The sequence below is a fragment of the Methylobacterium sp. 092160098-2 genome (assembly GCF_028920805.1).
In the GTDB taxonomy this organism is placed as follows: domain Bacteria; phylum Pseudomonadota; class Alphaproteobacteria; order Rhizobiales; family Beijerinckiaceae; genus Methylobacterium; species Methylobacterium fujisawaense.
The window spans coordinates 2,985,654-3,008,950 of the sequence record NZ_JAQPZJ010000001.1; the positions used below are offsets into that span (position 1 = coordinate 2,985,654).

Annotated in this window: 24 protein-coding genes; 16 read left to right on the forward strand and 8 right to left on the reverse strand. The window is 71.4% G+C overall.

What is annotated here, in order from left to right:
• Nucleotides 1-6: 6 nt before the first annotated feature.
• A complete protein-coding gene (locus PQI07_RS14050) occupies nucleotides 7-1,272 on the reverse strand; it encodes an FAD-dependent monooxygenase (RefSeq protein WP_043758941.1) in 1,266 nt (421 codons plus the stop codon).
• 99 nt (nucleotides 1,273-1,371) lie between these two features.
• Between PQI07_RS14050 and tesB the strand changes: the two genes are divergently transcribed.
• From tesB to PQI07_RS14065, 3 genes are all read left to right on the forward strand, one after another.
• Complete coding sequence (gene tesB, locus PQI07_RS14055) at nucleotides 1,372-2,271, forward strand: acyl-CoA thioesterase II (protein ID WP_078947062.1); 900 nt, start codon at nucleotides 1,372-1,374, stop codon at nucleotides 2,269-2,271.
• 299 nt (nucleotides 2,272-2,570) lie between these two features.
• Nucleotides 2,571-2,909: a P-II family nitrogen regulator gene (locus PQI07_RS14060; protein WP_010683623.1), complete on the forward strand. Its 339-nt coding sequence runs from the start codon at nucleotides 2,571-2,573 to the stop codon at nucleotides 2,907-2,909.
• An 81-nt stretch (nucleotides 2,910-2,990) separates the two neighbouring features.
• Nucleotides 2,991-4,490, forward strand: a complete 1,500-nt coding sequence (locus PQI07_RS14065; RefSeq protein ID WP_043381174.1) for an ammonium transporter — start codon at nucleotides 2,991-2,993, stop codon at nucleotides 4,488-4,490.
• Nucleotides 4,491-4,645: 155 nt separating this feature from the next.
• Here PQI07_RS14065 and PQI07_RS14070 read toward each other — a convergent pair whose 3' ends face one another.
• Both PQI07_RS14070 and trmD read right to left on the reverse strand, forming a co-directional pair.
• Nucleotides 4,646-5,815 (reverse strand): phosphoserine transaminase, encoded by a 1,170-nt coding sequence (locus PQI07_RS14070; protein ID WP_274926813.1) that lies wholly within the window; start codon nucleotides 5,813-5,815, stop codon nucleotides 4,646-4,648.
• A 352-nt stretch (nucleotides 5,816-6,167) separates the two neighbouring features.
• Nucleotides 6,168-6,917: a tRNA (guanosine(37)-N1)-methyltransferase TrmD gene (gene trmD, locus PQI07_RS14075; protein WP_043381166.1), complete on the reverse strand. Its 750-nt coding sequence runs from the start codon at nucleotides 6,915-6,917 to the stop codon at nucleotides 6,168-6,170.
• 75 nt (nucleotides 6,918-6,992) lie between these two features.
• Between trmD and PQI07_RS14080 the strand changes: the two genes are divergently transcribed.
• Entirely contained in the window at nucleotides 6,993-7,712 is a 720-nt protein-coding gene (locus PQI07_RS14080; RefSeq protein WP_274926814.1) for a class I SAM-dependent methyltransferase, read from the forward strand.
• Nucleotides 7,713-7,719: 7 nt separating this feature from the next.
• On the opposite strand, the gene PQI07_RS14085 is transcribed toward PQI07_RS14080, so the two are convergent.
• Both PQI07_RS14085 and PQI07_RS14090 read right to left on the reverse strand, forming a co-directional pair.
• Nucleotides 7,720-8,757: an aromatic ring-hydroxylating oxygenase subunit alpha gene (locus PQI07_RS14085; RefSeq protein WP_446720977.1), complete on the reverse strand. Its 1,038-nt coding sequence runs from the start codon at nucleotides 8,755-8,757 to the stop codon at nucleotides 7,720-7,722.
• Nucleotides 8,758-9,163: 406 nt separating this feature from the next.
• Entirely contained in the window at nucleotides 9,164-9,793 is a 630-nt protein-coding gene (locus PQI07_RS14090; RefSeq protein WP_274926816.1) for an ATPase, read from the reverse strand.
• A gap of 299 nt (nucleotides 9,794-10,092) precedes the next feature.
• Between PQI07_RS14090 and PQI07_RS14095 the strand changes: the two genes are divergently transcribed.
• The 10 genes from PQI07_RS14095 to PQI07_RS14140 all read left to right on the forward strand — a co-directional run bounded on the left by PQI07_RS14095 (nucleotide 10,093) and on the right by PQI07_RS14140 (nucleotide 18,338).
• Nucleotides 10,093-10,311, forward strand: a complete 219-nt coding sequence (locus tag PQI07_RS14095; protein WP_043381159.1) for a glutathione S-transferase — start codon at nucleotides 10,093-10,095, stop codon at nucleotides 10,309-10,311.
• A gap of 18 nt (nucleotides 10,312-10,329) precedes the next feature.
• On the forward strand, nucleotides 10,330-11,892 hold the full coding sequence (gene ffh, locus PQI07_RS14100) for a signal recognition particle protein (protein WP_043349964.1): 1,563 nt from the start codon (nucleotides 10,330-10,332) through the stop codon (nucleotides 11,890-11,892).
• Nucleotides 11,889-12,221: a chorismate mutase gene (locus tag PQI07_RS14105; protein ID WP_043349961.1), complete on the forward strand. Its 333-nt coding sequence runs from the start codon at nucleotides 11,889-11,891 to the stop codon at nucleotides 12,219-12,221. Before ffh ends, PQI07_RS14105 begins: the two co-directional genes overlap by 4 nt.
• 7 nt (nucleotides 12,222-12,228) lie before the next feature.
• Nucleotides 12,229-12,591 (forward strand): 30S ribosomal protein S16, encoded by a 363-nt coding sequence (gene rpsP / locus PQI07_RS14110; protein ID WP_020092607.1) that lies wholly within the window; start codon nucleotides 12,229-12,231, stop codon nucleotides 12,589-12,591.
• Between the two features lie 11 nt (nucleotides 12,592-12,602).
• Entirely contained in the window at nucleotides 12,603-13,298 is a 696-nt protein-coding gene (rimM, locus tag PQI07_RS14115) for a ribosome maturation factor RimM (RefSeq protein ID WP_274926817.1), read from the forward strand.
• Between the two features lie 438 nt (nucleotides 13,299-13,736).
• On the forward strand, nucleotides 13,737-13,973 hold the full coding sequence (locus PQI07_RS14120) for a DUF6894 family protein (RefSeq protein WP_043349956.1): 237 nt from the start codon (nucleotides 13,737-13,739) through the stop codon (nucleotides 13,971-13,973).
• A gap of 86 nt (nucleotides 13,974-14,059) precedes the next feature.
• On the forward strand, nucleotides 14,060-15,121 hold the full coding sequence (locus tag PQI07_RS14125; RefSeq protein ID WP_043349954.1) for an MBL fold metallo-hydrolase: 1,062 nt from the start codon (nucleotides 14,060-14,062) through the stop codon (nucleotides 15,119-15,121).
• A 147-nt stretch (nucleotides 15,122-15,268) separates the two neighbouring features.
• Nucleotides 15,269-16,888 (forward strand): ABC transporter substrate-binding protein, encoded by a 1,620-nt coding sequence (locus tag PQI07_RS14130; RefSeq protein ID WP_274926818.1) that lies wholly within the window; start codon nucleotides 15,269-15,271, stop codon nucleotides 16,886-16,888.
• A gap of 339 nt (nucleotides 16,889-17,227) precedes the next feature.
• Entirely contained in the window at nucleotides 17,228-17,641 is a 414-nt protein-coding gene (gene lanM, locus PQI07_RS14135) for a lanmodulin LanM (RefSeq protein ID WP_043349950.1), read from the forward strand.
• Between the two features lie 370 nt (nucleotides 17,642-18,011).
• The gene (locus PQI07_RS14140) at nucleotides 18,012-18,338 is read left to right on the forward strand and encodes a hypothetical protein (protein WP_043381150.1); all 327 of its coding nucleotides are present in this window, start codon (nucleotides 18,012-18,014) and stop codon (nucleotides 18,336-18,338) included.
• A gap of 73 nt (nucleotides 18,339-18,411) precedes the next feature.
• Here PQI07_RS14140 and pcaD read toward each other — a convergent pair whose 3' ends face one another.
• Nucleotides 18,412-19,209 carry a 3-oxoadipate enol-lactonase gene (gene pcaD / locus PQI07_RS14145; protein ID WP_274926819.1) on the reverse strand — a complete coding sequence of 266 codons (798 nt, stop codon included), beginning with the start codon at nucleotides 19,207-19,209 and terminating at the stop codon, nucleotides 18,412-18,414.
• A gap of 411 nt (nucleotides 19,210-19,620) precedes the next feature.
• On the opposite strand from pcaD, the gene PQI07_RS14150 reads away from it, so the two are divergent.
• The gene (locus tag PQI07_RS14150) at nucleotides 19,621-19,890 is read left to right on the forward strand and encodes a hypothetical protein (protein WP_043381144.1); all 270 of its coding nucleotides are present in this window, start codon (nucleotides 19,621-19,623) and stop codon (nucleotides 19,888-19,890) included.
• A 52-nt stretch (nucleotides 19,891-19,942) separates the two neighbouring features.
• Here the strand turns inward: PQI07_RS14150 and PQI07_RS14155 are convergent, their stop codons facing one another.
• Nucleotides 19,943-20,326 carry a hypothetical protein gene (locus PQI07_RS14155; RefSeq protein WP_043345682.1) on the reverse strand — a complete coding sequence of 128 codons (384 nt, stop codon included), beginning with the start codon at nucleotides 20,324-20,326 and terminating at the stop codon, nucleotides 19,943-19,945.
• Nucleotides 20,327-20,427: 101 nt separating this feature from the next.
• Between PQI07_RS14155 and PQI07_RS14160 the strand changes: the two genes are divergently transcribed.
• Nucleotides 20,428-20,856 (forward strand): DUF1810 domain-containing protein, encoded by a 429-nt coding sequence (locus PQI07_RS14160; RefSeq protein ID WP_274926820.1) that lies wholly within the window; start codon nucleotides 20,428-20,430, stop codon nucleotides 20,854-20,856.
• A 4-nt stretch (nucleotides 20,857-20,860) separates the two neighbouring features.
• Here PQI07_RS14160 and PQI07_RS14165 read toward each other — a convergent pair whose 3' ends face one another.
• Complete coding sequence (locus PQI07_RS14165; RefSeq protein WP_274926821.1) at nucleotides 20,861-23,155, reverse strand: PBP1A family penicillin-binding protein; 2,295 nt, start codon at nucleotides 23,153-23,155, stop codon at nucleotides 20,861-20,863.
• Between the last annotated feature and the right edge of the window lie 142 nt (nucleotides 23,156-23,297).

Sequence of the window (23,297 nt, forward strand, 5' to 3'; positions counted from 1 at the left end):
GCCCGCTCAGAGCGCTTCGCCCCGCATCAGACGCGGCCGCGATCCGCGCGCGGCCGCGGCCTCGCCGATGAAGAAGCGCTTGAGCCCCGGCAGCCGGTCCACGATCCCGAGGCCGAGGTCGCGGGCGAGGCGCAGCGGCAGGGCGTCGTTCGAGAACAGACGGTTCAACCCGTCGGTGGCCGCCGCCATGGCGAAGCTGTCGAAGCGCCGGGCGCGTTCGTAGGCGCGCAGCACGTCGGGTCCGCCGGGATCGAGCCCGAGACGCAGCGCCTCGGTCACGGCCTCGGCCAAAGCCGCGGCATCCGCGAGCCCGAGATTGAGGCCCTGGCCGGCGATCGGATGGATCACGTGGGCGGCATCGCCCAGCAGGGCGAGGCGCTCGGCCCGGAAGGCGCGGGCGATGCCGAAGGCCAGGGGATGCCGGCTCGGGCCGTGCTCCAGCGCGAGGGTCCCGAGATCCAGGGTGAACCGCCGCTCGATCTCGGCCAGCACCTCGTCGGGCCCGCCGGACAGCAGGGCTTCGGCGTCGTCCGAACGCTCGGTCCAGACGATGGAGGAGCGGTGCCCCAGGGGGCCGCCGTCCCGCAGTGGCAGGATGGCGAACGGGCCTGCGGGCAGGAAATGCTCGACGGCGCGTCCCCCGTGCGGCCGGGCATGGCCGATGGTCGCCACGATGCCGACCTGCGGGTAGGACCAGCCGACCCAGCCGATCCGCGCCGCCTCGCGCAGCCGCGAGCGCGCCCCGTCGGCGGCCACCAGCAGATCGCCCCGCAGGGTCTCGCCGGTCGTCAGCACCGCACCGATCGCCGCACCCTCCGGCACCGCGCGCACGACCCCCGCGGCGACGATCGACACCCCCGCCCCCCGGCAGGCCTCCGCCAGGGCTTCGGCCAGCGGTTCCGCCTCGATCATGTGGGCGAAGGGTTCGCCGGGGTCGCGGTCATCCTCCGCCTCGCGGCCGAAGGTCAGGAAGACGGGCCGCACCGGGTCGGCGAGGCGGCTGTCGCTGATGACCATCTCGGTGATCGGCTCGGCCGCCTCCGCGACGCGGGGCCACAGGCCGAGGCGGTCCAGCATCCGCCGGCCGCCCGCCGCGAGGGCGTAGGCGCGGCCGCGATGCCGCCCGGGATCGGCGCGGCCCGGATCGATCACCGTCACGGCGAGCGCCGGTCCATGCGCCTGCTTGAGCGCCAGGGCCAGGGCGAGGCTGGGCAGGCCGCCGCCGGCGATCAGGAGGCGGCGGCTGCCGGGTCGGGGCGTCTCGGCCGTCATCGTGGCGGATCTCCTTGGGTCGCGCATGCGGGACGCGTGGATTGGTGCATTCGAAAAGCCTATGTCGCACGCGGACAACGAACGGAAACCCCGCGGGTCATGACCGACGCCAACACCGACGCGATGACGGATGCCGTCGCCGAGCTGATCGCCATCCTCGATCTGGAGCGGCTGGAGGTCGACCTGTTCCGAGGCCAGAACCCCAAGACGGGCTGGCGGCGGGTCTTCGGCGGACAGGTGGTGGCGCAGGCGCTGGTCGCCGCGACGCGGACGGTGCCGGACGACCGCCCGGCCCATTCCCTCCACGCCTACTTCCTCCTGCCCGGGGACCCCCGGACGCCGATCGTCTACGAGGTCGAGCGCATCCGGGACGGACGGAGCTTCACGACCCGCCGGGTCAAGGCGATCCAGCACGGGCGGGCGATCTTCGCCACGACCGTCTCCTATCAGGTCGTGGAAGAGGGCCTGACGCACCAGCCGGCGATGCCCGCGGTGGCCGGACCGGAGGGTCTCCTCGACGGCAAGGCCCTGGCGGCCGCCGGCGGCACCGGGATGCCGGAGGCGATCGCGGCCTATTTCGGTCGCGAGCGGCCGATCGCCCTGCGGCCGGTCGACCTGAACCGCTACCTGCCCGCGGGCGCGGGCGGCCGGGCCCCCGACCCGATCTTCAATGTCTGGCTGCGCGCGGCCTCGGCGCTGCCGGACGATCCGGCGCTCCACCGGGCCGTGCTGGCCTACGCCTCCGACATGACCCTGCTCGACGTCTCGCTAATCCCGCACGCCCGCTCGGTGTTCGATCCGGCGATCCAGGCCGCGAGCCTCGACCACGCGCTCTGGTTCCACCGGCCCGTCCGGATCGACGACTGGCTCCTCTACGCGCAGGACAGCCCGGTCGCGGGCGGCGCCCGCGGCTTCGCGCGGGGCCAGATCTTCGACCGGGCCGGCAACCTCGTGGCCTCGGTCGCCCAGGAGGGTTTGATCCGCCCGATCCGGGATTAAAACGCGATCCGGCGCGTGCGTTGCCGATCCGCAACATCGCTGTGTGCACGGAATCGTGCAGTTTGCCTGATCGTTGTGCGGCTCCTGCGCCGGGTCTGCCCGGGATGTGATCGATCCGGGCTAATCGATGGGCAGAATGACGATCCGCGAAAATGTTCCCAGCCAAGCGCGACTGGCATAGTCCTTGAATAGCGGCTTGCGACCGCGGGTCATCCCGAGCTTGCGGATGGTCCGGGCCGGGCCATCCCGCAGTCGGGTGACGGCAACGGTTCCCAATGACTTCGAAGGGGGCGTCGCCCATGAAAATCGTGATGGCCATCATCAAGCCGTTCAAGCTCGAGGAGGTGCGCGACGCGCTCACCGGAATCGGCGTCCACGGCCTGACGGTGACGGAAGTGAAGGGCTATGGCCGCCAGAAGGGCCACACCGAGATCTACCGCGGCGCGGAATACGCGGTGAGCTTCCTGCCCAAGCTGAAGATCGAGGTCGCCGTCGCCTCCGACCTGACGTCCAGCGTGATCGACGCCATCGCCGGGGCTGCCCGCACCGGCCAGATCGGCGACGGCAAGATCTTCGTGATGCCGCTGGAGAAGGCGGTGCGCATCCGGACCGGCGAGACCGACGCCGACGCCCTCTGATCCGCGGCCCGGCGCGTCCGGGCCCGCCGATGTCGAGACCTTCTGACACAACACAGATTTAAGACCGGGAGCCACGTGCCCATGAAACTTCGTCATGCCCTCATGCTCGGCTTGGGAGGGGCGGCCATCGCCGCCCTCCTGATCGAGCCCTCCCTCGCACAGACGCCGACCCCGGAAGCCGCTTCGCCGCCGCCGTCGCCGATCCCCAACAAGGGCGACACGGCCTGGATGATGATCTCCTCGGCCCTGGTGCTGATGATGAGCATCCCCGGCCTCGCGCTGTTCTACGGCGGCCTCGTGCGCACCAAGAACATGCTGTCGGTGCTGACCCAGGTGTTCGCGATCGTGTCGATCGTCGGCCTGCTCTGGGTGTTCTACGGCTACAGCCTCGCCTTCACCAACGGCGGCGGCCTCAACGACTTCGTCGGCGGTCTCTCGAAGGCCTTCCTGAAGGGCATCGACGCGAACTCGACGGTGGCGACCTTCTCGAACGGCGTCGTGATCCCGGAATACGCCTATCTGTGCTTCCAGATGACGTTCGCCATGATCACGCCCGCGCTGATCGTCGGCGCCTTCGCCGAGCGGATGAAGTTCTCCGCGCTGGTGGTGTTCACGATCCTCTGGGTCACGATCATCTATTTCCCGATGGCCCACATGGTCTGGTACTGGGCCGGCCCGGACGCCGTCGGCAACGCCGCCAAGGCGCTGGCCGCGGCCACCGACGACGCCTCGAAGGCGACCGCCCAGGCGGCCCTCGACGCGGTCAACAAGGATGCCGGCTTCCTCTTCCAGAAGGGCGCCCTCGACTTCGCCGGCGGCACCGTGGTCCACATCAACGCGGGCATCGCGGGCTTCGTCGGCTGCCTGATCATGGGCAAGCGCATCGGTTACGGCCGCGACCTCCTCGCCCCGCACTCGCTGACCATGACCATGATCGGCGCCTCGCTGCTGTGGGTCGGCTGGTTCGGCTTCAATGCCGGCTCGAACCTCGAGTCCAACGGCACCGCCGCGCTGGCGATGCTCAACACCTTCGTGGCGACCTGCGGCGCCGCGGTGGCGTGGCTGTTCGCCGAGTGGGCGCTCAAGGGCAAGCCGTCGCTGCTCGGCATGCTGTCGGGCGCGGTCGCCGGCCTCGTGGCCGTCACCCCGGCCTCCGGCTTCGCCGGCCCGATGGGCTCGATCGTGCTCGGCCTCGTCGCCGGCGTGGTCTGCTTCGTGATGTGCTCCACCGTGAAGAACGCGCTGGGCTACGACGACTCCCTGGACGTCTTCGGCGTCCACTGCGTCGGCGGCATCCTGGGCGCGCTCGCGACCGGCATCCTGGTCGATCCGAACCTCGGCGGCGTCGGCATCCCCGACTACACCTCGAAGCCGGGCGAGCTGGCGGTCGGTGCCTACGACATGGTGAGCCAGGTCATCATCCAGGCGGAGGCGGTCGGCCTGACGCTCCTGTGGTCGGGCCTCGGCTCGGCGATCCTCTACAAGCTCGTCGACGTGACGATCGGCCTGCGTGTCACGCAGGAAGAGGAGCGCGAGGGCCTCGACATCGCCGATCACGGCGAGCGCGCCTACAATTACTGAGACGGGACGGCGCGGCCCTGCGGGGCCGCGTCCAGGCAAACGAAAACCCCGGCTCCGAAAGGGCCGGGGTTTTTTACGTCAGGCCGTCATCGCTTCGCTGCGCCGCGCTCGCGATGACGATGCGGGGCTGCGACCGGGCATCGACCCCGACGCTTTTACGCCGCCCGCGTCAGCGCCGCCTTCTCCTCCGCGAAGGCCCAGTCGAGCCAGGGCGTGAGCGCCTCCAGATCGGCGGTCTCCACGGTGGCGCCGCACCAGATCCGCAGGCCCGCCGGGGCGTCGCGATAGGCGCCGATGTCGAGGGCGACGCCCTCGCGGTCGAGGCGCTCCACGATCCCCGCCGCGAAGGCCGAGACCGCCGCATCGCCCCGGGCGAGCACGTCCGGATCGGCGATCACGAGGCAGACGCCGGTGTTGGAGTAGGTGGCGGGATCGACGGCCAGCGGCGCGATCCAGGGCGCCCGGGCGACCCAGTCGTAGATCGCCCGGGCGTTGGCGTCGGCCCGCGCGTGCAGCGCCGGCAGTCCGCCGATCCGCTCGGCCCAGTCCAGGGTGTCGAGGTAGTCCTCCACCGCCAGCATCGAGGGCGTGTTGATCGTGTCGCCCTTGAAGATGCCCTCGATCAGCTTGCCGTCCTTGGTGAGGCGGAAGATCTTCGGCAGCGGCCAGGACGGCGTGTGGCTCTCCAGCCGCGCCACGGCGCGGGGCGAGAGGATCAGCATGCCGTGCGCCGCCTCGCCGCCCATCACCTTCTGCCAGGAGAAGGTCACGACATCGAGCTTGTCCCAGGGCAGGGGTTGGGCGAAGGCCGCCGAGGTCGCGTCGCAGATCGTCAGGCCCTCGCGGTCCGCCGCGATCCAGGCGCCGTCCGGCACCTTCACCCCGGCTGCGGTGCCGTTCCAGGTGAAGACCACGTCGCTCCGCTGGGTGTCGATCGCCGCGAGGTCCGGCAGGATCCCGTAGGGCGTCTGGTGGATGCGGGGCGCGATCTTGAGCTGCTTCAGCGCGTCGGTGACCCATTCCTTGCCGAACGCCTCCCAGGCGGCGACCTCGACGGGCTTCGGCCCGAGCATCGTCCACATCGCCATCTCGACGGCGCCGGTGTCGGAGGCCGGCACGATGCCGATCCGGTACCCGGCGGGCACCTGCAGGACGGACCGCGTCAGGTCGATGGCCCGGGCGAGCTTGGCCTTGCCGAGGGGCGAGCGGTGCGACCGGCCCAGCGCGGCGTCGGCCAGGGCGGCCGGGGACCAGCCGGGCCGCTTGGCGCAGGGGCCGGAGGAGAAATGAGGCACGCGCGGGCGCTGCGTGGGGCGGCTAGTCATGACGGATCCATCCTTGCAGAGGGACGCTCCTCCGCGGGGAGACGTGTCCCGGCTCGCGCATGCGCCGAAACCCGCCGGCTTGCAAGCGCTTGTTCCGTCAGCAGTCTTCGCGTCGATGCCCCTGCCCGGGACAATGCGTCGAGACGCGGGGAACAGTCGATTAATCCAGGCCCGTTAGCCTTAATGCGGTGCCGCGTTGCGTTTGAGGTGCGCCGATGTCTTTCCACAGCGCCGCGATATTGGCGATTTGGTCAGTTCTTCTCTTGGTTATTGGGGCCTTAATACCCCGCGTCGTGCTGGCGAGCCGGACGCCGCGGCTCGTGCCGCAGCCGCTGCAGCTCGATCCCTTGGATTACGACCGCGACGGCCCGGTGATCGACCTCGAGCCGGCCTGACCGGGGTCGCCCCCGGCGCGCAGGTCCGGGCGCCGCTCGGCGGTGATCCGCTCGGCTTCCGCCCGACGCCAGCGGGCGATGGCGGCATGGTTGCCGCCGGAGAGGACGTCCGGGATCGCGCGTCCCTCCCACGCGCGGGGCCGCGTGTAGTGCGGATATTCCAGAAGGCCGCCCTCGAAGCTCTCCTCGACGCCGGATTCCATCTTGCCCATCACGCCCGGCAGGAGCCGCACGCAGGCGTCGAGCACCACCAGGGCGGCGATCTCGCCGCCGGACAGGACGTAGTCGCCGATCGAGACTTCCTCCAGGCCGCGTCCGGCGATCACGCGCTCGTCGACGCCCTCGAAGCGGCCGCAGACGATCAGCGCGCCCGGTCCCGCCGCGAGGTCGCGGACGCGGGCCTGGGTGAGCGGCCGGCCGCGCGGCGACATCAGCAGGCGCGGGCGCGGATCCTCCGCCCCGGTCGCGGCGTCGATGGCGGCGCCGAGCACGTCGCAGCGCAGCACCATCCCGGCGCCGCCGCCGGCCGGCGTGTCGTCCACGGAGCGGTGGCGGCCGAGGCCGTGCGCGCGGATGTTGCGGGCCTCCAGGGTCCAGTCGCCCCGCGCCAGGGCATCGCCCGACAGGGAGACGCCCAGCGGGCCCGGGAACATCTCCGGATAGAGGGTGAGGATCGTGGCCCGCCAGGGCGTGTCCGCGCGTGTCATGGCGCTTGATGGCGTGCCGGGTGCGGCACGGTCAACGGACCCGGCACCGTCGGGGCCCCCCGCGGGTTGTCGGCCATGATCCGTGCCCTCGCTGTCCTCTCCGTCGCCCTGGCCGGCCCGGCCCTCGCCGCCGAGCCGCTGGCCCCCCCGGGTGCGCCTGCGGGCGCCTTTCCCAGGCCCGACCGGCCGGTGGCCGAGATCGTCGCGCCGCGCTGGTCCTCGGAGGCCGAGCGGGACAAAGCCGGCGAGTTCGAGCAGGTCGCCAAGGGGATGGGCATCGCCCCCGGCGAGACCGTGGCGGACATCGGCGCCGGCAGCGGCTACTACGTGGTGCGGCTGAGCCCCCGGGTCGGGTCGGCGGGCCGCGTGCTCGCCGAGGACGTGACGCCCGCCTACCTGTCGGCCCTGGAGACGCGGGTGAAGGCGCTGAAAAACGTCACGGTGGTGCGGGGCGAACCCCACGATCCGCGCCTGCCGCCGGCCTCGGTGGATGCGGCGATCCTCGTGCACATGTACCACGAGATCACCCAGCCCTTCGGCCTGCTCCACAATCTCGCTGCGGCGATGCGTCCGGGCGGCCGCGTCGGGATCGTGGATGCCGACGCGATCCCCTCGCGGCACGGCACCCCGCCGGCGCTCCTGCGCTGCGAACTCGCCGCCGCCGGCTACCGGGAGACCGGCTTCCAGCCGCTGACCGACGGGGCCTATCTGGCGGTCTTCGCGGCGCCCGCGCCGGAGGCGCGCCCGAAGCCGGAGGCGATCCGTCCCTGCCGGGACGACGCGACGGCGCGGTAGACGTGCCTCAGGAGCGCCAGCGCAGCTCGCGGCGCTCCAGCGGGTTGACGAACGGGCGCCCGTCGCGGGCCGATTCCAGGGCCTCGCGCTTCAGCCGGAAATACCATTGCGAGGGCAGATCGCCCTGGCCGAACAGGACCATGGTGGGCTTGCGGTCGAGCCCGTCCTGCGCGTGCTGAAGCACCTGCTGGTCCTGGGTGAGGAACTGCCGCATCAGCGGGCGCGCCACCGGCTTGAACAGGTTCAGAGCCGGCATGCTCCAGTAGAGGGCGTTGGTGAGCAGCGTCCGGTCCGGCGTCAGCGGCGTCGCGAAGGTGTAGTTCGCCACCCGCTTCTCACCCGCGCGGATGCGCTCCAGCCGCACGCCGGGCAGGCGGAACTCGATCTCCACCTCGGGGACGCCGCCGAGCAGGCGGTAGACCGGCGAGCTCGTCGTGGTGGCGTGGCTCGTCATCACGAAGCCGTGGGGCACCGGCTGGAAGGTCTTCACCTTCTCGCGGAGCTGCTTCGAGGGCCGGAACCACCACGAATCGTGGACGAAGGCGACGTGCCCGGGATCGACGAGGCTCAGGGTGGTGAGGTCGAAGGAGGCCTCGACCACGAGTTCGACCACGAGGGAGCCGGCCGGCGCGAAATCCAGTGTGGGCATCTCCGGCACAGCCCCGGTGGCGGGACCGATATGCGGGTTGACCCAGAGGAAGCCGGCGCTCTCGCGGATGGGGAAGCGCTGCACCTGGATGCGGGAGAAGTCGGCCGCGTCGTGCTCCGACAGGGTCGGGACGTCGCGGCAGCGCCCGTCCGTGCCGAAGCGCCAGCCGTGGAACGGGCACATCAGGGTATCGCCGTCGAAGCGGCCCTTCGACAGGGCCATGCCGCGATGGGGGCAGCGGTCGCGCAGCGCGAAGGGCGTGCCGTCGGGGGCGCGGCCCAGCACGATCTGCTCGCCGTTGAGTTCCACGGCCCGCAGGCCCGTCCGGCTGCCTGCCGTGCCGAGGCTCCGGGCCTGCCCGACGCAGTACCACGCATTGCCCAGAGGCTGGCGCATCGCGTCGGGATCGAGCGCGGCCTCGTCGGCGGGACGCGGCGGATTGGCGAAGGGCGCGTTCAAGGCGGTACGGGCTGACCTCGGGGCACCCGTCATACGCCCCGCCGGAGATGCGGGGAAGCGCGGGCCGGGAGAGGACAAACGGGCGCAGGCGCGGGGCTTCACAAGCCGGGCGCGGCCACTTACCTTCGCGTCACCCGCAACCAACGAAAGGAGGTGATCCAGTGTCTCATTGTCATCAGCCGTGTGTCTCGGCTCATCGGACCTGGACCGTCGCCTCCGGCGCGTCGCTCTAAGACGCGTCAGAGACCCGATCTCGGGACAGTTCCGCCGGACAGCACGGTTCGGCAATGGAAGGGCCACCCTCGCGGGTGGCCCTTCGTCGTTTCGGGGGTCGGATGCCGCGTCAGCGCCGCTGGGATTGGAACAGCGGCTGGGCCAGCGCCTCGGTCCGGGCGCGCCACAGGTCGCGCTCCTCGCGCAGGGCATCGCGCTCGCCGACCAGGGTCAGCCGCTCGGACCGCAGGGCGTCGCGATCCGCAAGCGCCCGGTCGCGCTCGGCGCGCATCTCCTCGCGCTCGATCCGGAAGCGTTCCCGCTCCCCGCGGAACTCCTCGCGCTCGATGCGGATCTCTTCCTGCTCGGCCCGCAGATCCTCCAGCGAGCCGATCTCGTCGCGGATGTGCTCGCGCAGGGTCCGGATCTCCTCGGCCAGGATCGCCTGCAACTCGTCCTGGCGCCCGGCCTCCACGCGGAGCTTGGCCTTGAGCATCAGGTTCTCGGCCATCAGCTCGGCGATGTCGGGATCCTCGGTCGCCGACCGCGGCGCGTCGGGGGCCGGCACGACCCGGGGCGACCACGCCGCCTCGCCGCCGCGGACCCGCTTCGGTTCCGGCTGGGCCTCGGCCGGCCGCGCGTCGCCGTGCGTCTCCGTCGGCGCGTGAGCCTTCATCGCCGCCAGCCAGTCGCGGAGCGGGCCGGTGGCGGGGAAGCTGCCGGACTCGGTCGGCGAGAGGGAGCGGGCGGGTTCCGACATCGGAGGGCGTCCTGAGCGAATATGGCACGAAGACAATCCGAACATGCTTAACGTTCGGTAAAGCCGCACTTCGATCGGCCGCCCATTCCGGCACGCCGCCGCCGGCGGCGGGGCCGGAAAATTGACTTTCCGGCCGTGTACCGCTACGCCCCGCCCTCCCGATCCGTTGCAGATCGACCGATGCCAAGCCGACCGGTCCCATGAGACCGGAGGTCAACGCCCGACAGCGCGTCCGCGCCCTCGGGCGCGATGGGTGTTGGCCGATTCGCGGCGACGGGATCCGCCGGCCGAGGCATCCCATGACGCGCGATCAAGAAGCGTTGAACATCGAGGACGCGATCAACGAGACCTGCCCGTGGTCGGGCAAGCCGATCTCGGCGGATTCGCTGACCCTCTACAACGGGGCCGTGGTCGGCTTCTGCAACCCGGAGTGCCGGGACAAGTTCGCGAGCGCGGTGCGCGGCTTCGAGGCGGCCCTGCAGGCCCGCCGCGTCGAGCGCGCCGGGCTCGAACAGTGACGGCGGGGCTCTAGGATCATGTTCGAAGGCCTGTCCGACCGCCTCTCCGGCATCCTCTCGGGGCTGACGCGCCGCGGCGCGCTCACCGAGGCCGACGTCACCGCCGCCATGCGCGAGGTGCGGCGCGCCCTGCTGGAGGCCGACGTCGCCCTGGAGGTGGTCCGCGGCTTCACCGACCGGGTGAAGGAGAAGGCCGTCGGCGCCGTTGTGCTGAAGTCGGTGACGCCCGGCCAGATGGTCGTGAAGATCGTCAACGACGAGCTCGTGGCGATGCTCGGCACCGATGCCGAGACCGTGGACCTCAACGCCCCCGCGCCGGTGCCGATCCTGATGGTCGGCCTGCAGGGCTCGGGCAAGACCACCACCACCGCCAAGATCGCCCGCCGCCTCTCCGACCGCGAGAAGCGCAAGGTGCTGCTCGCCTCCCTCGACACGCGCCGCCCGGCCGCCATGGAGCAGCTCGCGGTGCTGGCCAAGCAGGTCGGCGTCGAATCCCTGCCGATCATCGCCGGCCAGTCGGCGGTGCAGATCGCCAAGCGCGCCATGGACGCCGCCCGCCTCGGCGGCTTCGACGTGGTGATGCTCGACACCGCCGGCCGCACCACGGTGGACGAGGGCCTCATGGCCGAGGCCGCCGAGGTGAAGGCCGCGACCCGGCCGCACGAGGTGCTGCTGGTCGCCGACGCGCTCACCGGCCAGGACGCGGTCAACACCGCCCGCGCCTTCGACGAGCGGCTCGGCGTCACCGGCATCGTGCTGACCCGTATGGACGGCGATTCCCGCGGCGGCGCGGCGCTCTCCATGCGCGCGGTCACCGGCAAGCCGATCAAGCTCGTCGGCGTCGGCGAGAAGGTCGACGCCCTGGAGGAGTTCCATCCGGCCCGCGTCGCCAACCGCATCCTCGGCATGGGCGACATCGTCTCGCTGGTCGAGAAGGCGGCCGAGACCATCGACCACGAGCAGGCGCTCCGCACCGCGGAGAAGATGCGCAAGGGCAAGTTCGATCTCGAGGACTTGTCGATGCAGCTCGCCCAGATGGAAAAGATGGGCGGCATCGGCGGCCTGATGGGCATGCTGCCCGGCATGGGCGCGATCAAGAAGCAGGTCGAGGGCGCCAACCTCGACGAGAAGATGTTCAAGCGCCAGCGGGCGATCATCTCGTCGATGACCCCGCAGGAGCGGAAGAACCCCGACCTCCTCAAGAACAGCCGCAAGAAGCGCATCGCGGCGGGCTCGGGGGTCGATGTCTCGGAGATCAACAAGCTGCTCAAGATGCACCGGACCATGGCCGACATGATGAAGGCGATGGGCCAGGGCAAGCGCGGGATCGGGCAGGCGCTCGGCTCGATGTTCGGCCTCGGCGGCGGTGGGATGGGCGGTGGCATGCCCGGCTTGCCCCCCGGCATGCCGGAGCCGACGCCGGAGCAGATCGCGCAGCTTGAGAAGCAGTTCGGCGGCAAGCTGCCGCCGATGCCGCCGGGCTTGGGCGGGGGCGGAATGCCCAAGCTTCCCGGACTTCCGGGCCTGGGCGGTCCGAAGCTGCCGGGTCTCGGTGGGTTCATGCCGGGGAAGAAGAAATGAGCATCCTCTCCGCTCAAGCCGTCGATCCCGAACTCGCGCGTCTGCGGGAGAGCATCGACAATTTCGATGCGGCGCTGATCCATCTCCTCGCCGAGCGCTTCCGCTGCACGCAGCGGGTCGGCGAGCTCAAGGCCCGAAAGGGGATCCCCCCTTCCGATCCGGACCGGGAGGCCCGTCAGGTCGCCCGGCTCCGCAAGCTCGCGGTCGAGGCCAAGCTCGACCCCGACTTCGCCGAGAAATTTCTGGCCTTCGTGGTCAAGGAAGTCATTCGGCACCACCAGTCGATCAAGGCGGACCACGAGTCCCAGATCGAGCAACAGCGAAAGTAGTCAGACCATGGCCCTCAAGATCCGTCTCACCCGCGGTGGCGCCAAGAAGCGCCCGTACTACCGCATCGTCGTCGCCGACGCCCGCGCCCCCCGCGACGGCCGCTTCATCGACAAGGTCGGCGCCTACGACCCGATGAAGGCCAAGGACGATCCGGCCCGCATCGTGCTCGACAACGAGAAGATCCAGAGCTGGCTCGCCAAGGGCGCGCAGCCGACCGACCGCGTCCTGCGCTTCCTCGACCAGGCCGGTCTCGCCAAGCGCCCGACCCGCAACAACCCGCAGAAGGCCGAGCCGGGCGAGAAGGCCAAGGAGCGCGCCGCCAAGCGCGCCGAGAAGGCCGCGGCGCCCGCCGAGGACGCCGCCGCGTAAGGCGCCCGATCATGGCGCGCCGCCCCGCAGGTTCCACGCCCCGCGACGGCGGCCGCCGCGGCCGCACGAGCTCGGCGATCGGCAAGATCGCCCCCGATGCGGCGACCTCGCCCAAGGCGCCGGCCCCCAAGCCGGCGCCGCTCCCCGTGCCGCCCGATCCGAACCTCGTCCTGCTAGGCGAATTCGGGCGGGCGCACGGCATCAACGGCGAGGTGAGGCTCAAATCCTACACCGGCGATCCGCGGGCGATCGCCGGCTACGGCGCCCTGCTAACCGCGGACGGACGGTCGTTGACGCTCGCCGACGTGCGTCTCGCCCCCGGTTCATCACCCGACATGCTGATCGCCCGGGTGAAGGGCGTCTCCGGCCGCAGCGCCGCCGAGGCGCTCAACCGCGTCGCCCTGTTCATCCCCCGCGACCGCCTGACGGCCCCCGAGGACGACGACGAGGTCTATACGGCCGACCTGATCGGCGCCACGGCGGTGGACGAGGCCGGGACACTCGTCGGGACGATCGTGGCCGTGCCGAACTACGGTGGCGGCGATCTTCTGGAGCTGCGCCCTCCGAACGGCGGCGCCACGGCGCTCCTGCCCTTCACCAAGGCCTTCGTGCCGGTGCTCGACATGGCGCAGCGCCGCGTCACCGTGGCGGCGCCGGAGGATCTGTTCGCGCCCCCGGGCGAGAAGCCCGCCGACGATCCCGGCTGAAGGGTCGGGCGCGGCCTGTCGAACGGTCGTCGCCCGATCGAGGCAGCCCGTGCCCTCGCTCGTCCGGGCCGGGACGTCCGCGCCGGACGCGGCTCCGTTAGTTTTCTCCCGCGAATCTCTCTCGCGGTTCTCTCGTGCGCCGAGCCGGCCCTCGGAACGGGCCCAACCCGGGCCAACGCGCTGCCCATCGGCGCTGCGGCGGCGGATCTCCAGTCCGCCCTTCATCCCGAAAAAAGCTCGTCGGTCTGAGGCCCAGGACGGGCGCAATCCACCGGACGGGCCCTTCGCCGGACTGCCCGATGCGCACCCTCCGGCCGTCGCAGCGGCGGCGTCGGCCGAGCGACCGAGCGGCCTCAAAACCTGAAATTTAAGGCATCATTAACCATAGCAAGACCAATCTTCTCGGCGAACGACTTCTCTTTGAGACGCTTCGAGCCGATGCCCCGCTTCTTCATCGACCTGCACGACGGCTCGCAGCCGATCCATGACGAGGTCGGCTTCGACCTGCCGGACCTCCCCGCCGCCCGCGCCAAGGTGACCCGCATCATGTCGGCGATCGCCCGCGACATGCTGCCGGATGTCGAGCGTCAGGACTACGTCGCCTGTGTCCGCGACGGCGTCGGCAAGATCGTCTACCGGGCACGCCTGTCGCTCGCCGCCGAGATGGTGGAGTGAGCCGGCGGCGTCCCGCAGGCGCCTGAGGCTCCCCGTCGCGCCGCCCGGGTGCTTGACCGGCCCCCGGATCCGGCCATCTCGGATCCATGAAACGGCGCAGCCTGCTCACGGTCGCGAGTGCGGCCACGGTCATGACGCTCGGCGGTGTCGGCTATGCCGCGCACCGGCGCGGCCGGAACCCCTATTACCGCGGCCCGACCTCCGACCATTTCGACGGTCTGCGGTTCTTCCTGCCGGAGCAGGCCACCGACAAGGCGCTGTCCGACGTGCTGCGCTGGCAGGCCAAGCGGCAGCGCGAGCCGTGGCCGAAGAGTTTTCCCAGCCCCTATCCCGCCGACCGGCCGCCCGAGCGCGTGGCGGGCCTGCGGGTCGTGCTGATCGGCCATGCGAGCTACCTCGTGCAGGTCGCCGGCCGGAACATCCTGATCGATCCGGTCTTCGCCAAGCGTGCGAGCCCGGTCCGATTCGCCGGGCCGAAGCGCGTCAACCCGCCGGGCATCGCCTTCGCCGACCTGCCGCCCATCGATGCGGTGCTGGTCACCCACAATCACTACGACCATCTCGATGGGCCGAGCCTCGCCCGGATCTGGCAGGCGCACCAGCCGCTGATCGTGGCGCCGCTGGGCAACGATACGATCCTGCGCGGCTACGACGACACGATGCATGTCGAGACCCGCGACTGGGGGCAGTCGGTCGATCTCGGCGACGGCCTGCAGGTCCATCTCGTGCCCGCCAACCACTGGTCGGCCCGGGGCGTGAACGACCGGCGGATGGCGCTGTGGTGCGCCTTTGTGATCACCTCGCCCCGCGGCGTGCATTACCACGTCGGCGATACCGGCTTCGGCGACGGATCGCTCTTTTCCGACATCCGGGCCCGCTTCGGGCCGCCCCGCCTCGCGACGCTGCCGATCGGGGCCTACGAGCCGCGCTGGTTCATGCAGGCCCAGCACGTCGATCCGGCCGAGGCGGTGAGGGCCTTCGCGCTGCTCGGCGCCGAGCAGGCCCTCGGCCACCACTGGGGCACGTTCCAACTCACCGACGAGGGCGTCGAGCGGCCCGCGGAGGCGCTGACGGCCGCCCTCGGCGGGGCCGGCATCGCGCCCGGGCGGTTCCTCGCCCTCAGACCCGGCCAGGTCTGGGAGGTCTGACCGGAGCGGACCCGGGGCCCGGCCCGTCGGGCATGATGCATGCATCATTCGGTGTGCCGCATGGGGGCACGGTCCGGACAGCGCCGCCGAGCGCCTGAAGGCGTGTGCCGCGCCCTGCGACGCCCGCGCCTTCAGCCGAGAGACACGATGGACCCGATCAAGCCGACACGCCGATCCCTGATGGTCGGGGGCGTCGCCCTCGCCGCGCTCGGGGCGGCGGGCCGGGCCGGCGCGCAGGGCGCGGCCCCCGGCACCCTGACCTACGGCATCTCGATGACCGACCTGCCGCTCACCACCGGCCAGCCCGACCGGGGGGCCGGCGGCTACCAGTTCACCGGCCTGACCCTCTACGATCCCCTGGTCGCCTGGGAACTCGACGTCGCGGACCGGCCGGGCCGGATGGTGCCCGGGCTCGCCACCGCCTGGGAGGCCGATCCGGCCGATCCCAAGGTCTGGACCTTCCACCTGCGGGAGGGCGTGGCCTTCCACGACGGCTCGACCTTCGATGCCGACGCGGTGATCTGGAACTTCGACAAGGTGCTGAACAAGGAGGCGCCGCATTTCGACCAGCGGCAGGCCGCCCAGGTCCGGCCGCGCCTGCCCGGGGTCGCGAGCTACCGGAAGCTCGACGCGAAGACCGTCCAGGTCGTCACGAAGACGCCCGACAGCCTGTTCCCCTACCAGATGCTCTGGTTCCTGATCTCATCGCCGGCGCAGTACGAGAAGGTCGGGAAGGACTGGGCGAAGTTCGCCTTCGACCCCTCGGGAACCGGGCCGTTCCGGCTGGGGCAGCTGGTGCCGCGGGTGCGCCTCGAGTTGCTGCCGAACGTCGGCTACTGGAACCCGAAGCGGGTCCCGAAGCTCGCGAAGCTGACCCTCACCTGCGTGCCCGAGGATCTCGCCCGGGTGAACGCGCTCCTGTCGGGCAGCGTCGACCTGATCGAATCGCCCGCGCCCGACGCGGTGCCGCGCCTGAAGGCCGCCGGCATGCGGGTGGTGGGCAACGAGACGCCCCATGTCTGGAACTACCACCTGTCGATGCTGGAGGGCTCCCCGTGGCGCGACCTGCGCCTGCGCAGGGCCGCCAACCTCGCCATCGACCGCGCGGGCGTCGTCGAACTGATGGGCGGTCTCGCCCAGCCGGCCGTCGGGCAGGTGCAGGAATCGAGCCCGTGGTTCGGCAAGCCGAGCTTCAAGATCAAGACCGACGTGGATCAGGCCCGCAAACTCGTCGAGGAGGCCGGCTACTCGGTCAAGAACCCCGTGAAGGCCACGGTGCTGATCCCGACCGGGGGGACGGGGCAGATGCTGTCGCTGCCGATCAACGAGTTCGTCCAGCAGAGCTGGGCGGAGGTCGGCATCCAGGTGGAGTTCAAGACCGTCGAGCTGGAGGTGGCCTACACCGCGTGGCGCCAGGGCGCCGCGGATCCGAGCCTCAAGGGCGTGAGCGCCGGCAACATCGCCTACGTCACCTCGGACCCGTTCTACGCGATCCTGCGCTTCTACGATTCGCGGCAGATCGCCCCGAACGGGGTGAACTGGAGCCATTACCGCAATCCCGAGGTCGACGCCCTCTGCGACAAGGTCAAGGCGAGCCTCGATGTGGCTGAGCAGAACAGGCTGCTGGCGCGCATCCACGAGATCGTCGTCAACGATGCCGTGCAGGTCTGGGTGGTCCACGACACCAATCCGCACGCGCTTTCGCCGCGGGTGAAGAACTACATCCAGGCGCAGCACTGGTTCCAGGATCTCGCGACCCTCGCCTGACCGGACGTGCGGTGGGAATTGTGCCGGGCGGCGGTCCCGCGGCCGGTTAGGGCTTTCGGGATCCATCTCGCCGGCGCCTCTCTCGCGGATCGCCCGGCCCGCCGGCCGTGATTCGGTAACTGTCCGATGATTCGGCCCGGCGACGGATACTGAAACGCGCCGCCGCGCGCCGTCCGGCGACTATGCGCTCTCTTCAGGGGTCGGCTGCAGCCGGCCCCTTTCTCTATGTCCGTGCCCTCCGAGCCGCGCCGATCTGCCCCCGGGGCGCAATTTCGCACTTGCAGCATGAGGAGTCGGCGACTAGGAAGATCGGGCATAATTTTTCGGGAGCATCTGGCAATGACCCTTCGTTTCATCAGTGGCTTCGCGGCAGTGACCCTCGCGGTGTGCGGCCTCTCTGCTCCGGCCGCGCTGGCGAAGCCGATGGGCGGAGCGAGCGCCGTCAAGATGATCGACACCGACAACGACGGCACCGTCGACATGAAGGAAGTGGAGGCGGTGGCCTCCGCGACCTTCGATCGTCTCGAGAAGGACGCCGACGGGACCCTCGACGCCCGCGAGCTGAAGGGCCGCCTCAGCCAGGCCGGCGTGAAGCGGGCCGATCCGGACAGCGACGGCACCCTCGACAAGAAGGAGTACCTCGCGGCGGTCGGCGAGCGCTTCAAGATGGCCGATCCGGACAATGACGGCACCCTCGATGCCAAGGAGCTGAACTCCAAGGCCGGCAAGGCTCTCATCGCCCTCATCAAGTAAAACGGGCCGGTCGCTCCCAGTGGAGCACCGATGAGAAGGGCTCCCGCGGAGATGGCCGCGGGAGCCCTTCTGCGTTCGACAGGGCCTTCACCTTCGCGCGGGGCTCTGCAGGACCGAGCCTGCACGTAAAAGTTGTGGTTGACCGCGGGTAAATTCGCAGATCCATCCTCAACCCGGTTCGGCTGCGGCCCGAAAATCCTCTATCCCCCGTCCCCTGTCCCCGCCCTGCCGCCAGGTTCCGGACGGGCCTGCCCGATAGCCGCGCGGCGCAATCGGGCTGCGACGCTCGACCGCTCATCGACGGCCCGGAGGGCGGTTGACGCTTCTCAACCTGTGAGTGCAACCTCACGATGGTTGAGGGGCCAAGACGATGCGCAACGACCCACCGGAAGACGGAGCGAACAGGTTCGGGCTCGCGGATCTGTGCGCCATCGCGGAGGCGCCGCACGGGGACGCCGCACGGCCATCGGCGGAGGATGCGCCCGCCCTGGGCGCCGAAGGGGACGGGCAGGCCGCCGATGCGGGCGCCGCGGACCTGCTCGGCGAGATCGGCGACACGCTGATCGTCGCCTATCGTCTGGCGGTTCAGGACGGCGATCCGACGACCGTGACCCTCATCCGACAGGCCCTGCTGCACACCGGGCGTCGGCTGGCGCGGGGGATGTCGCCCGCGGAAGCCGGCCTATCCTGTCACTGAACCGGGATTCCCGCGGCAACCGGTCGATGCGGCGCTGCCCGCCATCATCGACCGGAGCGGCCCTGAGGGCCGCCTAGGCGTCCCGCGACGCGCGGTCGAGGAAGGCCCGCAGATAGCCTCCGACGGCCTCGGCGCGCTCGACGGCCAGCAGATGGGCGGCGTGGGGCAGGACGAGGAGTTCGGCCTGGGCGATGCCGGCGCAGATCTCCTCGGCCATGGCCGGGGGTGTCGAAGGGTCGTCGCGCCCGGCGATCACCAGGGTCGGCGCGGTGATCGCGGAGAGCGCCGGCCGGAGATCCATGCACCCGATCGCCCCGCAGCACACCGCGTAGCCCGCCGGATCGCAGGCGACGAAGCGTTCACGGATCGCCTGGATCGCCGCAGGATCGCGCTGCGCGAAGCCGGGCGTGAACCAGCGCCCGAGCGTCGCCTCGACCACGGCCGCCAGTCCCTGGGTGCGAACGGTCGCGGCGCGCTCCTCCCAGCTCTGCGGGCTCGGCATGTGGGCCGCCGTCGCCATCAGGGTGGCGCTGAGCGCGCGTTCGGGCTCGGCGCTCGCGAGGGCCTGCACGGTCATGCCGCCGAGGGAGAGGCCCACCAGATGGGCCCTGCCGATTCCGAGGGCGTCGAGCAGCCCCGCGAGGTCACCGGCCAGATCCGTCACCGTGATGGGCTGATCCCGGGTTTCCGAGCCGCCGTGGCCGCGCGTGTCGTAGCGCAAGGTGCGGTAGCGCCCGGTCAGGGCCGGCACCAGCGCGTCCCACATCTCCAGGGTCGCACCCAGCGAGTTCGAGAATGCGACGGCGGGAGCGCCTTCCGGCCCCTCGAGGAGGTAGTGGAACCCGATCCCTCCGACTGTGATCTGCGGCATGCGGTTGTCTCCGTCCAAGGTCTTCGCGAGGGCCTTCGCGCGAGGTCTTCGCAGATGTCACGCCGGCGCGATGTCGGCGCCGACGCGCGCGGGGGCCTGTGCCGGCGCGGGGGCGTCACGGGGGCGGACGAGCCGGTCTGCGCCGCGGGCGCGGCGGCGGGGGGGTCATAAGCTGGCACAGCCTCCGCGGGATACGGTCTCCCTGTTGTCCATGCGAAACAATTGCGCGGCGGCACGATCCGTTATGGGCGTCACACCGGACGCGGCCCACCGGATCCGCCCGGGCGCGGATGACGATGCCGCGAGCCCCCCGGCGCCGGCACGGATCGGGGTGCCGCCTTCAACATGGGTCAATGCACCGGCGGGGGAAACGTCCGACAACGAGCGCCGCGAGGCAGGAGGAGACGAGCGATGCACGACCCTTCGACTGGCGATGCCGCGATCCGACCGGCGGAGTTCTGGGACACGGTGGCCGGGCTTGTGACCGCCAAGGTCGAGCCGGTGATCGGCCGGGGCGACCGGCAGCGGGGTCCGGTGATCGACTACCTGCGCGACCTGGAAGCCCTGGCACGGCGGCAATGCGGCAGCCGCGAGACGGTCCAGATCATCGCCTCGGGCCGGCGGCTTCTCGGCGACCGCAGCGAGATCGGGCCGTCGGATGGTCCGTTCACCCACGCCTGAACGCGGCGCCCGGCGCCGCGCCTGATCGCGCGACGGATGGCCAGGCGGCTCGTCAGAAGCGCCCGCGGCGCGGCGGCTGAAGGGGCGCCGCGCGCGCCATCCGTGACCGGATCAGGTAGATCGCCCCCGCCACCACCCAGGCGGCGCAGGTCGGCGCCACCCATTGCTGCAGGTTCGGCAGCGACCACCCGTACAGGAACTCGGCGCCGAGATGCGCCTGCACGGCATCCCAGCCGGCATGCTTGAGGTCGTGTTCCCGCTGCCCGGCCTCGCGGCCATAGTAATAGGTCGAGACCACCAGCGCCGCGATGCCTTCGGGGCGGGGACTGCGCAGCAGGATCAGCGCGGCCGCCAGGCCGGCAGTCTCGAGGGTGGCCGTCAGGGCGTGGCTCATCGCGGGGTTCGCGACCATGAAGGCGACAAGCGTTCCGAGCATGGGCCGCCCTTACACCCATCGGGGCCGCCCGTCTCCGCAGCCTGCATCCGGGACCGGCGCAACGTCGTTGACGGAGCGGGACCGAGCACCGGAGCAGCGCCATGACCGACAGCCACCAACTCGGCCGCTTCGTCGACGCGCAGGAGGAGATCTACGAATGCGCGCTGGCGGAATTGCGGGCCGGTGCGAAGCGCAGCCACTGGATGTGGTTCGTCTTCCCGCAGATCGCCGGGCTCGGGGCGAGCCCGATGGCGCAGCGCTACGCGATCGGATCCCTGTCGGAGGCCGAGGCCTATGCGGCGCATCCGGTGCTGGGCGCGCGCCTGCGCGCCTGCACGGCCGCCGTCAACGCCGTCGACGGGCGCTCGGCCCACGCGATCTTCGGGTCGCCCGACGATCTGAAGTTCCGCTCCAGCATGACGCTGTTCGCCCGCGCCGCGCCCGAGGAGCCGCTCTTCGCCGCGGCGCTGGCGCGCTACTTCGACGGCGTCCCCGACCCGCGGACGCTGGCGAAGCTCCAGGTGGCCTAAGCCCTCACCGGCCCCACAGGCCGACCCGCTCGGCGCGGGCCTGCTCCTCCGCGCCCAGGAGGTCCGGGGGCGCGTCCTCCGTGGCCCGTGCGCCGCCCGCCGCCAGGATCAGCCCGGCGAGGTCGTCGCCCTCGATGCGGCAGCGGGCCGTGGCCCCGTCGGAGAGGCCGGAGCAGACCACCTCGCGGCGGCGCAGGTAGCTGGCGAGCTGGCGGGCGAGATGGCCGCGCTCGCCGACGACGCCGAGGAGGCGCACGACCCGTCCGCGCAGGTTGAGGGTGCCGGTGTCGATCACCTCCGGCACGCCGCGGACCTCGCCGGCCGCGGCCGGCTCGACCGTGGGCGCCGGCGCCCGGGGCGGCTCGGCCCGCTCCGCCGAGGGGCGGGGCTTGCCCTTGGCGAGCTTCTCGGAGGCGCGCTGGATGAAGTCGTGGAAGATCCCGGCCGGCATCTCGCCGCCGAACATGCGGTTCATCGGGCTGTCGTCGTCGTTGCCGACCCAGATCCCGACCACGAGGTCGGGGGTCATCCCGACGAACCACGCATCGCGGAAGTCCTGGCTCGTGCCCGTCTTGCCGCCGATGATCTGCCCCGGCACCCGCGCGGCGCGGCCGGTGCCGGATTCCACCACCGCCTGGAGCGAGTCGAGCATCATGGTGCGCGGCCCCTGCGCCAACGTCTGGCCCGGGGCCGCGTCGGCACGGACGTAGAGCGGCTGCGGCGCGGCCCCGCGGATCGCCTGGATGCCGTAGGCCTGGAGCGGCGTGCGCCCGGACAGGACCGAGCCGTAGGCGCGGGCCATCTCCAGGAGGCTCACCGCGCCCGAGCCGAGAACGAGGCTCGGCACGTTCGGCAGGTCCGACTGGATCCCGAGCTTGCGCGCGGTGGCGATCACCGCCGGGATGCCGACATCCTGCCCGAGCTGGGCCGCTACGGTGTTGATCGAGAGCGCGAAGGCGGTCCGCAGCGGCACCGGCCCGCGGTAGCGCCCGTCGTCGTTCTCCGGGTCCCAGTCGCCGATCTGGACCGGACGGTCGACCATCACGGATTCCGGCGTGTAGCCCTTCTCGTAGGCCGTCAGGTAGACGAGGAGCTTGAACAGGGAGCCGGGCTGGCGCTTGGCCTGGACGGCGCGGTTGAACTGGCTGTCCTCGTAGTCGCGGCCGCCGACCATGGCGAGGATCGCGCCCTCCTTCGACAGCACCACCATGGCGGCCTGGCCGACCTTGCGGCGGGCGCCGTCCTTGTCGAGCCGGCGGGCGACGACGCCCTCGGCGAGACTCTGCAGGTCGAGGTTGAGGGTCGAGCGCACCGTCATGTCGCCGTCGGTGCCGGCGAGGCGCTTCACGTCGCCCGCGATCATGTCGAGGAAGTAGTTGGTGCCGGGCGGCGCCTCAGGGGGCGATTTCAGGGTCACGCTCTGCTTGCGCGCGGCGTCGGCCTCTGCTTGCGTGATCGCGCCGGTCTCGACCATGGCCTGAAGCACCACGTCGGCCCGCTCCTTGGCGCCGCCGAGGTTGCGGGTCGGGGCGAGCTGCGAGGGCGCACGCACCAGCCCGGCCAGCATCGCCGATTCCGGCAGGTTCAGGGCCTTGGCGGGCTTGCCGAAATAGCGCCGCGCCGCCGCGTCCGCCCCGTAGGCGCCGGCGCCGAAATAGGCGGAATCGAGATAGCCGAGCAGGATCGCGTCCTTGCTCATCGTCGATTCGACCCGCAGCGCCAGGAAGGCTTCCTGCACCTTCCGCCAGAGCGTCTTCTCCTGGTTGAGGGAGGTCAGGCGGACATATTGCTGGGTGATGGTCGAGCCGCCCTCGCGCACGCCGCCGCCGCGGAGATTGCGCCACGCCGCCCGGGCGAGGCCGCGCAGGTCGATGCCCCAGTGGCTGTAGAAGCGGCGGTCCTCGATCGCCACGATCGCCTGGGCGAGGTGCGGCGGCAGGTCGGCCGCCGTGAGCTTCTGGCCGCGGAAGCTGCCGCGGGTGGCGAAGACCCGGCCGTCGTCGGCCTCCACGGTGATCGCCCGCTGGCCGGTCTCGACCACGGCGCCCCCGAGCGGCGGCAGGGTCACCAGGGCGGCGAACAGGTAGACCGCCAGCGCCAGGACCGGCAGCAGGATCACCAGGCCGGCGGCGAGCAGGGCCGGGTGCCGGCGGCCGAGGATCGTCCGGGCGCCCCGCCGCTCGACGCGCCCATCGACCTCCGGGACGGCGGTGTCGGCCTGCCTCTCGACCGAAGCCGACCGCGTGCGCCCGCGCCGCCGCGCGGGCGGAAATGGCCCGGCCACCGCGCGCGAGGCCAAGGCCGGCCGCGGTCACCAGGGTCCGGAGATGCCGGGCCAGGTCGCGCGCGGCGCGCCCGGCCTCGCGGGCGGCGAGGCGCGGGTCCGGGGACTCGGCGGCTGGAGCCGGCTTCGGCGGGTTCGGCCCGTCGGCCGGGGCGCG

Bases quoted from the DNA above. Each gene is read 5' to 3' on its own strand.
- PQI07_RS14050 (WP_043758941.1), bottom strand. From the start codon at position 1,272: ATGACGGCCGAGACGCCCCGACCCGGCAGCCGCCGCCTCCTGATCGCC.
- tesB (WP_078947062.1), top strand. From the start codon at position 1,372: ATGACCGACGCCAACACCGACGCGATGACGGATGCCGTCGCCGAGCTG.
- PQI07_RS14060 (WP_010683623.1), top strand. From the start codon at position 2,571: ATGAAAATCGTGATGGCCATCATCAAGCCGTTCAAGCTCGAGGAGGTG.
- PQI07_RS14065 (WP_043381174.1), top strand. From the start codon at position 2,991: ATGAAACTTCGTCATGCCCTCATGCTCGGCTTGGGAGGGGCGGCCATC.
- PQI07_RS14070 (WP_274926813.1), bottom strand. From the start codon at position 5,815: ATGACTAGCCGCCCCACGCAGCGCCCGCGCGTGCCTCATTTCTCCTCC.
- trmD (WP_043381166.1), bottom strand. From the start codon at position 6,917: ATGACACGCGCGGACACGCCCTGGCGGGCCACGATCCTCACCCTCTAT.
- PQI07_RS14080 (WP_274926814.1), top strand. From the start codon at position 6,993: ATGATCCGTGCCCTCGCTGTCCTCTCCGTCGCCCTGGCCGGCCCGGCC.
- PQI07_RS14085 (WP_446720977.1), bottom strand. From the start codon at position 8,757: ATGCGCCAGCCTCTGGGCAATGCGTGGTACTGCGTCGGGCAGGCCCGG.
- PQI07_RS14090 (WP_274926816.1), bottom strand. From the start codon at position 9,793: ATGTCGGAACCCGCCCGCTCCCTCTCGCCGACCGAGTCCGGCAGCTTC.
- PQI07_RS14095 (WP_043381159.1), top strand. From the start codon at position 10,093: ATGACGCGCGATCAAGAAGCGTTGAACATCGAGGACGCGATCAACGAG.
- ffh (WP_043349964.1), top strand. From the start codon at position 10,330: ATGTTCGAAGGCCTGTCCGACCGCCTCTCCGGCATCCTCTCGGGGCTG.
- PQI07_RS14105 (WP_043349961.1), top strand. From the start codon at position 11,889: ATGAGCATCCTCTCCGCTCAAGCCGTCGATCCCGAACTCGCGCGTCTG.
- rpsP (WP_020092607.1), top strand. From the start codon at position 12,229: ATGGCCCTCAAGATCCGTCTCACCCGCGGTGGCGCCAAGAAGCGCCCG.
- rimM (WP_274926817.1), top strand. From the start codon at position 12,603: ATGGCGCGCCGCCCCGCAGGTTCCACGCCCCGCGACGGCGGCCGCCGC.
- PQI07_RS14120 (WP_043349956.1), top strand. From the start codon at position 13,737: ATGCCCCGCTTCTTCATCGACCTGCACGACGGCTCGCAGCCGATCCAT.
- PQI07_RS14125 (WP_043349954.1), top strand. From the start codon at position 14,060: ATGAAACGGCGCAGCCTGCTCACGGTCGCGAGTGCGGCCACGGTCATG.
- PQI07_RS14130 (WP_274926818.1), top strand. From the start codon at position 15,269: ATGGACCCGATCAAGCCGACACGCCGATCCCTGATGGTCGGGGGCGTC.
- lanM (WP_043349950.1), top strand. From the start codon at position 17,228: ATGACCCTTCGTTTCATCAGTGGCTTCGCGGCAGTGACCCTCGCGGTG.
- PQI07_RS14140 (WP_043381150.1), top strand. From the start codon at position 18,012: ATGCGCAACGACCCACCGGAAGACGGAGCGAACAGGTTCGGGCTCGCG.
- pcaD (WP_274926819.1), bottom strand. From the start codon at position 19,209: ATGCCGCAGATCACAGTCGGAGGGATCGGGTTCCACTACCTCCTCGAG.
- PQI07_RS14150 (WP_043381144.1), top strand. From the start codon at position 19,621: ATGCACGACCCTTCGACTGGCGATGCCGCGATCCGACCGGCGGAGTTC.
- PQI07_RS14155 (WP_043345682.1), bottom strand. From the start codon at position 20,326: ATGCTCGGAACGCTTGTCGCCTTCATGGTCGCGAACCCCGCGATGAGC.
- PQI07_RS14160 (WP_274926820.1), top strand. From the start codon at position 20,428: ATGACCGACAGCCACCAACTCGGCCGCTTCGTCGACGCGCAGGAGGAG.